Source organism: Pseudomonas sp. NPDC087814 (genome assembly GCF_044742865.1).
Classification (GTDB): Bacteria; Pseudomonadota; Gammaproteobacteria; order Pseudomonadales; family Pseudomonadaceae; genus Aquipseudomonas.
Genome location: NZ_JBIUVK010000067.1, coordinates 18183 through 28016, shown reverse-complemented (window position 1 = coordinate 28016; position 9834 = coordinate 18183). Strand labels below are relative to the sequence as shown.

11 protein-coding genes and 1 tRNA gene are annotated in these 9834 nt (G+C 60.5%); 6 read left to right on the top strand and 6 right to left on the bottom strand.

Annotated elements, in window-relative coordinates; genetic code table 11:
* From prs to ACIOMR_RS28805, 5 genes are all read right to left on the bottom strand, one after another.
* The coding region (gene prs / locus ACIOMR_RS28825; protein ID WP_401197791.1) for a ribose-phosphate diphosphokinase at positions 1-343 on the bottom strand (343 nt) is incomplete at its 3' end.
* A 45-nt stretch (positions 344-388) separates the two neighbouring features.
* Positions 389-463: transfer RNA gene (locus ACIOMR_RS28820), tRNA-Gln, on the bottom strand.
* A 36-nt stretch (positions 464-499) separates the two neighbouring features.
* Positions 500-1351 (bottom strand): 4-(cytidine 5'-diphospho)-2-C-methyl-D-erythritol kinase, encoded by an 852-nt coding sequence (gene ispE / locus ACIOMR_RS28815; RefSeq protein WP_003208395.1) that lies wholly within the window; start codon positions 1349-1351, stop codon positions 500-502.
* A gap of 1 nt (position 1352) precedes the next feature.
* Entirely contained in the window at positions 1353-1970 is a 618-nt protein-coding gene (gene lolB / locus ACIOMR_RS28810; RefSeq protein ID WP_008432261.1) for a lipoprotein insertase outer membrane protein LolB, read from the bottom strand.
* 4 nt (positions 1971-1974) lie between these two features.
* Complete coding sequence (locus ACIOMR_RS28805) at positions 1975-3699, bottom strand: tetratricopeptide repeat protein (protein ID WP_008432263.1); 1725 nt, start codon at positions 3697-3699, stop codon at positions 1975-1977.
* 274 nt (positions 3700-3973) lie between these two features.
* Between ACIOMR_RS28805 and hemA the strand changes: the two genes are divergently transcribed.
* From hemA to ACIOMR_RS28775, 6 genes are all read left to right on the top strand, one after another.
* Positions 3974-5263: a glutamyl-tRNA reductase gene (gene hemA, locus ACIOMR_RS28800; protein WP_008432265.1), complete on the top strand. Its 1290-nt coding sequence runs from the start codon at positions 3974-3976 to the stop codon at positions 5261-5263.
* Positions 5260-6342 carry a peptide chain release factor 1 gene (gene prfA / locus ACIOMR_RS28795; protein ID WP_401197785.1) on the top strand — a complete coding sequence of 361 codons (1083 nt, stop codon included), beginning with the start codon at positions 5260-5262 and terminating at the stop codon, positions 6340-6342. Before hemA ends, prfA begins: the two co-directional genes overlap by 4 nt.
* A complete protein-coding gene (prmC, locus tag ACIOMR_RS28790; protein ID WP_003208408.1) occupies positions 6343-7170 on the top strand; it encodes a peptide chain release factor N(5)-glutamine methyltransferase in 828 nt (275 codons plus the stop codon).
* On the top strand, positions 7167-7922 hold the full coding sequence (locus tag ACIOMR_RS28785; protein WP_401197782.1) for a molybdopterin-synthase adenylyltransferase MoeB: 756 nt from the start codon (positions 7167-7169) through the stop codon (positions 7920-7922). Before prmC ends, ACIOMR_RS28785 begins: the two co-directional genes overlap by 4 nt.
* Complete coding sequence (gene murI, locus ACIOMR_RS28780; protein ID WP_003208413.1) at positions 7915-8709, top strand: glutamate racemase; 795 nt, start codon at positions 7915-7917, stop codon at positions 8707-8709. Before ACIOMR_RS28785 ends, murI begins: the two co-directional genes overlap by 8 nt.
* Positions 8710-8821: 112 nt before the next feature.
* Positions 8822-9340, top strand: coding sequence for an acyloxyacyl hydrolase (locus tag ACIOMR_RS28775; RefSeq protein ID WP_003208415.1), 519 nt, complete (start codon positions 8822-8824; stop codon positions 9338-9340).
* Between the two features lie 137 nt (positions 9341-9477).
* On the opposite strand, the gene ACIOMR_RS28770 is transcribed toward ACIOMR_RS28775, so the two are convergent.
* Positions 9478-9783, bottom strand: a complete 306-nt coding sequence (locus ACIOMR_RS28770; protein ID WP_003208416.1) for a YkgJ family cysteine cluster protein — start codon at positions 9781-9783, stop codon at positions 9478-9480.
* Positions 9784-9834: the final 51 nt, after the last annotated feature.

Sequence of the window (9834 nt, the reverse complement as noted above, 5' to 3'; positions counted from 1 at the left end):
CAGCGACGTCTTTCGCGCTGATAGCCACACGTGCGGAACGCGTACGGCGATCCTGACGGGCATAACCAAAGTAAGGGATTACAGCTGTGATTCGAGTCGCTGAGGAGCGGCGGAAGGCATCAGCCATCACGACGAGTTCCATCAGGTTATCGTTGGTCGGAGCGCAAGTCGGCTGAATAATGAAGACATCTTTACCGCGGACGTTTTCATTGATCTCGGCTGTAATTTCGCCGTCGGAGAATTTACCGACAGAGATGTCACCGAGAGGGATATGCAGCTGACGTACAACACGCCGAGCCAGATCGGGGTTAGCATTCCCCGTAAAGACCATCATCTTGGACACGCGCAGTACCTAGAGGCTGAGGGTAACCTGGATGAGTATAGAAAATGGCAGGGGCGGCTGGATTCGAACCAACGCATGGCAGGATCAAAACCTGCTGCCTTACCGCTTGGCGACGCCCCTGTATCTGTTGCAACGAGTACCCAGTACTCGGTTCCTTTAGAGCAGACTTTGCAGCTTGCGATGCAACATCGAAACGTTGCTTCCCTTTGCTACAAACCCTGTAAGGGTCTCTGTAAGAAGGGCCGAGACTTTATCAGCTTCAGCTTTGCTTGGGAAGCCCCCAAACACACAACTTCCAGTTCCGGTTAATTTTGCTTCGGTAAAATTACCTAACAAATTCAAAGCGTTACGTACATCTGGATAACGCCTTGCTACAACCGGTAAGCAGTCATTTCGACTGTTTCCCTTGGGAACGGGGCGCACTTTAATGGGAGGAGAGTTACGTGTCAACAGTGGATCTGAAAAAATTTCTGCTGTACTTACAGATACTTGCGGAACAAGCACGACATACCACGGCTCTTCGGGGTCTACAGGGGTGAGTTTCTCCCCCACGCCTTCGGCAAAAGCGGCGTGCCCACGCACGAAAACCGGGACGTCCGCGCCCAGTGTCAGGCCCAGCGCCGCCAGGCGATCGTGGTCCCAACCCAGTTGCCACAAGTGATTCAGGCCGAGCAATGTCGTTGCGGCATTTGAGCTGCCGCCACCGATGCCGCCGCCCATGGGCAGGATTTTTTCGATCCAGATGTCGATGCCCAGTGGGCAACCGGATTGTTCCTGGAGTTTTTTCGCGGCCTTCACAATCAGGTTGCTGTCGTGAGGCACGCCGTCGAATTCGGTGTGCAACTGGATCACGCCGTCATCGCGAACGGCGAAGGTCAGCTCATCGCCGTAGTCGAGAAATTGAAAAATCGTCTGCAACTCGTGATAGCCGTCTTCACGGCGACCGAGAATGTGCAGCATCAAATTCAGTTTGGCCGGGGAGGGCAGGGTCAGGCGTTGCTCGTTCATCTCACTGCCCCAGCTTGCGCGGTTGCCAGTCCTTGATCACCAGCGTGACGTCAAGGTCGGTGCCATGCAGCTTGATGCGCTCGGGCAGCCAGTAACCGTTCTGTTGCACATAGCTCAGGTATTCGACCTGCCAGCCATCCTGTTCCAGCGAAGCCAGGCGGCTGTCGCCATTGAGGCTCAGGCGGCTCTTGCTGTCTGGCGCAGGAAGACCGCGTACCCACCACACCAGGTGCGATACGGGGAGTTTCCAGCCCATCTGTTCTTCCAGCAGGGCTTCCGGCGTTGGCGCTTCATAGCGGCCCTGATTGGCCACTTCCAGGCTGACTTGCCCCGGCCGGCCGGTCAGGCGTGCCGCACCGCGGCCCAGCGGGCCAGACAGGCGAATGTCGTAATAGTCCTGGCGTTGCAGCCAGAACAAGGTGCCGCTGCCCGAATCTTTCGGGGCGCGAATGCCCACCTTGCCCTCGATCTGCCAGCCATCAAGGCTGCTCAGTTGATCCTTGTGCTGCTGCCACTGCGCCGGGTTGCCCGGGCCTTCGACAGATTCACGGGTGCCAAGACCGGAACAGCCGGCGAGCAGGGCGATAAAGCTGAAAACGATAACGTGGCGCAAAAACATAAAGTTAAAGGGTCTCGGATCCGGTCAGGCGCTTGATGGTGCTGCGCAGGATTGGGCTTTCGGGCTGTTCCTTGAGGAACTTCTCCCAGATTTGTCGCGCTTCACGCTGCTTGCCATTGGCCCAGAGCACTTCGCCCAGGTGTGCGGCGACTTCCTGGTCGGGGAAGCGCTCCAGCGCCTGGCGCAGCAAGCGTTCGGCTTCGTCCAGGTTGCCCAGGCGGTAATTCACCCAGCCGAGGCTGTCGAGTACGGCCGGGTCTTCCGGGTTGAGCTGGTGAGCTTTTTCAATCAGCTCCTTGGCTTCGGCGTAACGCGTTGTACGGTCGGACAAGGTGTAACCCAGGGCGTTCAGTGCCATGGCATTGTCCGGGTCGCGCTTGATGATCAGGCGCAGGTCTTTTTCCATCTGCGCCAGGTCATTGCGTTTTTCCGCCTGCATGGCGCGGGTGTACAGCAGGTTCAAGTCGTCCGGATATTGCAGCAAGGCTTGCTGGAGGATTTTCCAGGCGCGATCGCCCTGCTTGTTGGCCGACAGGGTCTCGGCCTGGATCAGGTACAGCTGGATCGCGTAGTCCGGTTCGGCATCCCGTGCGGCAGCCAGGCGTTTTTCCGCCTCGTCGGTACGGCCGTTGTTCATCAGGATATCGGCCTGGCGCAGTTGCGCCGGCAGGTAGTCATTGCCGGCGCCGACCTGGGCGTATTCAAGCAATGCAGCCTGCGGGTCGTTACGCTCTTCAGCGATGCGGCCCAGGTTCAGGTGCGCCGAATCCACGTGGCTCTCGCGGGCGATCAGGTCTTCCAGGTAACCCTTGGCCTCATCCCAGGCCTTGGCTTCCAGGCACACCAGCGCCAGGGAGTAGCGCAATTCGTCATCGTCCGGGTATTGCTGCACGAGGTTGGCGAACTGCACCTTGGCGTCTTCCATGCGGTCCTGTTCAACCAGCATGCGGGCATAGGTCAGCAGCAGGCGTTTGTCGCCCGGGTACTTCTTGATGCTTTTTTCCAGCAGCGGAATCGCTTCCTTGCCGCGGTTGAGGTTTTGCAGCAGGCGGGCACGCAGCAGGATCGGCGCAATCTCGCCCTCTTCCGGCGGGTGTTGCTCCAGCAGCTTCAGCGCAGCCTCGGGCTCATCATCCTGTTGCAACAACAGCGCCTTGCCGAAAATCAGCTGGCTGTTGTTCGGGTGTTTTTGCAGCAGGCGGTCGAAACTCTTCATCAGGCCGTTGCGGGTGTCCTGATCGGTGTCGGCGGCCGACAGCGCGAGGAAGTCGAAATGCGTGTCGCCCTTGCCCTGCAGGACCTTCTCCATATACACCATGGAGTCGTCATAGCGCCCGGCGCGGGCCAGTTGAATGGCCGCTGCCCGTTGTGCCTCGAGATCGTCCGGGGCGTTTTTCGCCCAGATCAGCGAGGAGTCCAGGGCCGCCTGATCGGCGCCCAGGTACTCGGCGATGCGAAACGCCCGCTCCGAAATCCCCGGATCCTGAGTATTGATGGCCTGGGTCACGTAGTTATCCAGGGCAATGTCGAAACGATTGCGCTGGCCGGCCAGCTCCGCGCTCAGCAGGCTGAAGATCGTCTCTTCACTGAACGAGGAATAAACCTTGGGCTTTTCAGGGGCGGGGGTGCTGTCTTCTACCGGCGGCGTACCGTCCGGCGACACGGGTGCCATGGCCTGGCAGCCGCTGAGAAAGACAAAAGCAAGGAGCAACGCGGAAGATCTATTCATATAGGAAGAGGACGACTAACCTGCGGTCGGATCATCATGACACAAGCCTTCGGCCAAACATAACCGTGTAGGAGCGAGCTTGCTCGCGAAGAACCAGAGGACAACGCGTTTTATCCCGTAAGCCAGCGTTATCGTTAACGACCATCGCGAGCAAGCTCGCTCCTACAGATGGCCTTTATAGGCGTAAGCTACTAGGACAATAGCCTACGGTGGTTGTTCTGAATCATTCGAAGTAGGACAATTGTCGGCTTCCCGACATCATCAGCGATATTGAATGGCCTTCCTTGCACTCGGTATTAACCACAAGACTGCTTCTGTAGACGTCCGCGAGCGCGTGGCTTTTACTCCCGAGCAGTTGGTTGAGGCCTTGCAGCAGCTCTGCCGGCTCACCGACAGTCGCGAAGCTGCGATCCTTTCGACCTGTAATCGCAGCGAGCTCTATATAGAGCAGGAACATCTTTCAGCGGATGTGGTGCTGCGCTGGCTGGCCGATTACCACCATTTGAGCCTCGATGAGCTGCGCCAAAGCTCATATGTGCACGAAGAGGATGCGGCAGTTCGTCACATGATGCGCGTCGCCTCCGGGCTGGATTCGCTGGTGTTGGGCGAACCGCAGATTCTCGGCCAGATGAAGTCCGCCTACGCCGTGGCCCGCGAGGCCGGCACCATCGGCCCGCTGCTGGGGCGCCTGTTCCAGGCCACCTTCAACTCCGCCAAGCAGGTGCGCACCGACACCGCCATCGGTGAAAACCCGGTGTCCGTGGCGTTTGCCGCCGTCAGCCTGGCCAAACAGATTTTCAGTGACTTGCAGCGCAGCCAGGCCCTGCTGATCGGCGCCGGCGAGACCATCACCCTGGTCGCCCGCCACCTGCACGAGCTGGGCGTAAAGCGCATCGTCGTCGCCAACCGTACCCTGGAACGCGCCAGCATCCTGGCCGAGCAGTTCGGTGCCCACGCGGTGTTGCTCTCCGACATCCCGGCCGAGCTGGTGCGCAGCGACATCGTCATCAGCTCTACGGCCAGCCAGTTGCCGATCCTCGGCAAGGGCGCGGTGGAAAGCGCCCTGAAACTGCGCAAGCACAAGCCGATCTTCATGGTGGATATCGCCGTTCCCCGGGATATCGAGCCTGAAGTCGGCGAGTTGGACGACGTTTACCTCTACAGCGTCGACGACCTGCACGAAGTGGTCGCCGAAAACCTGAAGAGTCGCCAGGGCGCTGCCCAGGCTGCCGAGGAAATGGTCAGCACCGGTGCCGACGATTTCATGGTGCGCCTGCGTGAACTGGCGGCAGTGGACGTGCTCAAGGCCTACCGTCAGCAAGGCGAGCGCCTGCGGGACGAGGAATTGATCAAGGCCCAGCGTATGCTCGCCAACGGCAGCAGCGCCGAAGACGTGCTGATGCAGTTGGCGCGCGGCCTGACCAACAAATTGCTGCATGCTCCCAGTGTCCAGTTGAAAAAGCTTACCGCCGAAGGCCGCCTCGATGCGCTGGCCATGGCCCAGGAACTCTTTGCCCTCGGTGAGGGCGCGACAGAAAGCTCTTCGGATAAAAAACCGCAATGAAAGCGTCACTGCTCAATAAACTGGACGTCCTTCAGGACCGTTTCGAAGAACTGACCGCCTTGCTCGGCGATGGCGAGGTCATCTCCGATCATTCCAAGTTCCGCACCTATTCCAAGGAGTACGCGGAAGTTGATCCGATCGTGGGCACCTATAAACAGTTGCTCAAGGTTCAGGCTGACCTCGAAGGCGCCCAGGCGCTGCTCAAGGACAGCGACCCGGACATGCGCGAAATGGCCGTTGAAGAAGTGCGAGAGGCCAAGGACAAGCTGATCGAACTGGAAGGCGACCTGCAACGCATGCTGTTGCCCAAGGATCCGAACGACGGGCGCAACGTATTCCTTGAAATCCGCGCCGGCACCGGCGGTGACGAAGCGGCGATTTTCTCCGGCGACCTGTTCCGCATGTATTCGCGCTATGCCGAGCGTCGCGGCTGGCGTGTGGAGATTTTGTCCGAGAACGAAGGCGAACACGGCGGCTATAAAGAAGTCATCGCCCGGGTTGAGGGCGAGAATGTCTACGGCAAACTGAAGTTCGAATCCGGCGTGCACCGCGTGCAGCGGGTGCCGGCCACGGAATCCCAGGGCCGTATCCACACCTCGGCGTGCACCGTGGCCGTGTTGCCCGAGCCCGACGAGCAGGAAGCCATCGAGATCAACCCCGCAGACCTGCGGGTCGACACCTACCGCTCATCGGGCGCCGGTGGCCAGCACGTCAACAAGACTGACTCGGCGATCCGTATCACTCACTTGCCTTCGGGCATCGTGGTGGAGTGCCAGGAAGAACGTTCCCAGCACAAGAACCGTGCGCGGGCCATGTCCTGGCTGTCGGCCAAGCTGAATGACCAGCAGACCAGCGCCGCCGCTAATGCGATTGCCAGTGAGCGTAAGTTGCTGGTGGGCTCGGGCGACCGTTCCGAGCGCATTCGTACCTACAACTTTGCCCAGGGCCGGGTCACCGACCACCGCGTCAACCTGACGCTGTACTCCCTGGACGAAATCCTCGCCGGTGGCGTCGATGCGGTAATCGAGCCGTTGTTGGCCGAATACCAGGCCGACCAGCTTGCGGCGATAGGTGAATAAATGACCATTATTGCCAGTTTGTTACGCGCCGCCGACCTGCCGGACTCGCCGACTGCGCGCCTGGACGTGGAATTGTTGCTGGCCGCTGCCTTGGGCAAGTCCCGCAGCTACCTGCACACCTGGCCGGAAAAAATCGTCAGCAGTGAACACGCGCTGACCTTTGCCGACTACCTGCAACGCCGTCGTGCCGGCGAGCCCGTGGCCTACATCCTCGGCCAGCAAGGCTTCTGGAAGCTCGACCTGGAAGTGGCACCGCACACGCTGATCCCGCGTCCGGAAACCGAGATGCTGGTGGAAGCCGCCCTGGAATTGCTGCCTGCCACACCGGCCAAGGTCCTGGACCTGGGCACCGGCAGCGGCGCGATTGCCCTGGCCCTGGCCAGCGAACGCCCGGCCTGGCAAGTGACGGCGGTCGACCGCGTGCTGGAAGCCGTGGCCCTGGCCGAACGCAACCGCCAGCGCCTGCACCTGAACAACGCCACGGTGCTGAACAGCCATTGGTTCAGTGCCCTCGAAGGCCACACTTACAACCTGATCATCAGCAACCCACCTTATATAGCCGACACCGACCCGCACCTGGTGGCCGGTGACGTGCGCTTTGAACCGGCCAGCGCGCTGGTATCCGGGCATGACGGCCTGGACGACCTGCGGCTGATCATCGCCCAGGCACCTGCGCACCTCGACGCCGCAGGTTGGTTGCTGCTGGAACACGGTTACGACCAGGCGCCCGCCGTGCGCGACCTGCTGCTGGGGGAAGGCTTTGAAGAAGTCCACAGCCGCATCGACCTGGGCGGCCACGAACGCATCACGTTGGGACGCCGCCCGTGATGAACGACCAGGAGCTGTTGCGCTATAGCCGGCAGATTCTGTTGCAGCATGTCGACATCGAAGGCCAGTTGCGCCTGAAAAACAGCCGCGCGCTGATCGTCGGCCTGGGTGGCCTCGGTTCGCCGGTGGCGCTGTACCTGGCGGCGGCGGGTGTGGGTGAGCTGCATTTGGCGGATTTCGACACTGTCGACCTGACCAACCTGCAACGCCAGATCATTCACGACACCGACAGCGTCGGCCTGAACAAGGTCGACTCGGCGATTCGCCGCCTGAGCGCGATCAATCCTGACATACAGCTGGTTGCCCATCGCAGCGCGCTGGATGAGGATTCCCTCGCGGCCGCCGTGGCGGCGGTCGATGTGGTACTGGACTGCAGCGACAACTTCTCCACCCGCGAAGCGGTCAACGCTGCGTGTGTCGCTGCCGGCAAGCCTTTGGTGAGCGGTGCGGCGATTCGCCTCGAAGGCCAGCTGTCGGTGTTCGACCCTCGTCGCGCCGAAAGCCCCTGCTACCACTGTTTATACGGGCACGGCAGCGACGCCGAACTGACCTGTAGCGAAGCCGGTGTCATCGGCCCGCTGGTGGGTTTGGTCGGCAGCCTGCAAGCCCTGGAAGCCTTGAAATTGCTGGCCGGTTTCGGCGAGCCGCTGGTGGGGCGGCTGTTGTTGATCGACGCCCTGACCACGCGTTTTCGCGAGTTGCGGGTCAAGCGCGATCCCGGCTGCAGCGTCTGCGGTAGCCAACATGGTTAAGGATGCGCCGATTGGTGTGTTCGACTCCGGTGTCGGCGGCCTGTCGGTGCTGGACGAAATCCAGCGTCTGCTGCCCCATGAGTCGCTGCTGTACGTGGCGGATGGCGGGAATATCCCCTACGGCGAGAAAACCCCGGCGTTCATCCTCGATCGTTCGCGACAGGTGGCGGCGTTCTTCCGTGAGAAGGGCGCCAAAGCGTTTGTGATTGCCTGCAACACGGCGACCGTTGCGGCGGTTGCCGATTTGCGCCAGGACTATCCCGACTGGCCATTGGTGGGCATGGAACCGGCAGTCAAACCCGCGGCTGCCGCGACCCGCAGTGGCGTCGTCGGCGTGTTGGCGACCACCGGCACCCTGCAAAGCGCCAAGTTCGCCGCCTTGCTCGACCGCTTCGCCACCGATGTGCGGGTGATCACCCAACCCTGCCCGGGCCTGGTGGAGCTGATCGAAACCGGCGACCTGGACAGCCCGGCCCTGCGCCTGCTGTTGCAAGGATACGTGGAGCCGCTGATTGCGGCCGGTTGCGACACCATCATCCTTGGCTGCACCCACTATCCGTTCCTCAAGCCCCTGCTCGCCGAGATGCTCCCGCCGACGATCATTTTGATCGACACCGGGGCGGCAGTAGCGCGTCAATTGCAGCGTCTTTTGAGTGATCGCGAACTGCTGGCCACTGGCAATCCGCCGCCTGTACAGTTCTGGACCAGCGGCGATCCGCAGCATCTAAGAAATATCCTACCGACCCTATGGAAATCTCCCGGAGTTGTGCGTAGTTTTGGCGTGTGAAAAAAACGTGAAATAACGCCTTTATCCGCTGAACTTCTGGCTATACGGCAGCTTCTATAGCAAGTTAGCCGGTACAAAATCATACAACTTCGTTCGGAAGGGATGTTTCTCTATGAAGCGCTTGTTCTGTTTGGCTGCGATTGCGGCCGCAATGTTGGGGCACTCTTTTTCCGCACAGGCGGCAGGCCTGGAACTTGGGGTGGGAAGTACGAGCGATTCGACCATGACCTATCGGTTGGGGCTGACCTCGGACTGGGATAAAAGCTGGTGGCAGACCGATACGGGGCGCGTGACCGGGTACTGGAGCGGCGCCTACACCTACTGGGACGGTGACAAGCGGGCCAGCGTCAGCAGCCTGTCGTTCTCGCCCGTGTTTGTGTATGAGTTTGCCGGGGAGAGGGTGAAGCCGTACATCGAGGCCGGCGTGGGTGTGGCCGTGTTCTCCCGCACGCGGGTTGAAGACAACAATATCGGCCAGGCTTTCCAGTTTGAAGACCGGCTGGGCTTTGGCTTGCGCTTTGTCGGTGGCAGTGAAGTGGGGATTCGGGCCACCCATTACTCCAATGCCGGGATCAGCAGCAATAACGATGGTGTAGAGAGTTATTCGCTGCACTACACGCTGCCGTTGTAGTTTTTTAAGCACACTGCAAAACCATTGTGGGAGCGGGCTTGCTCGCGAAAGCGGTATATCAGCCACGAATCAGTTGACTGACACACCGCTTTCGCGAGCAAGCCCGCTCCCACATTGGCTACTCATTGGTTCCGAAATCAGCGATACACCGTCGCAATCCCCTGGCGCTCATCGATGCACTCCGGCGCGCCCATCTCGAATTCCCGGCAGATCAGCGGCCGCTTCTCGTAAATCGTGCACATCATCGTGTCGCGGTCCAGCGCCGCGCACCAGCCGTCATCCAGGCGCAGCATGACTTCGCCGCCCCAATCGTCGGTATCGATAAAGCGATCGGGCACGCCGGTGTCGGTGATCAGCATGACTTCCAGCTGGCAGCAGCACGCGGCGCAGGTGGAGCAGGTGACGGCAGGTTCGGCGATTTGGGTATGGGGGATGTTGGTCATAGGCGCGCAGTGTAAGGCAAGCGGCTCATAGGTGTGTGAAAGGCCTGACGG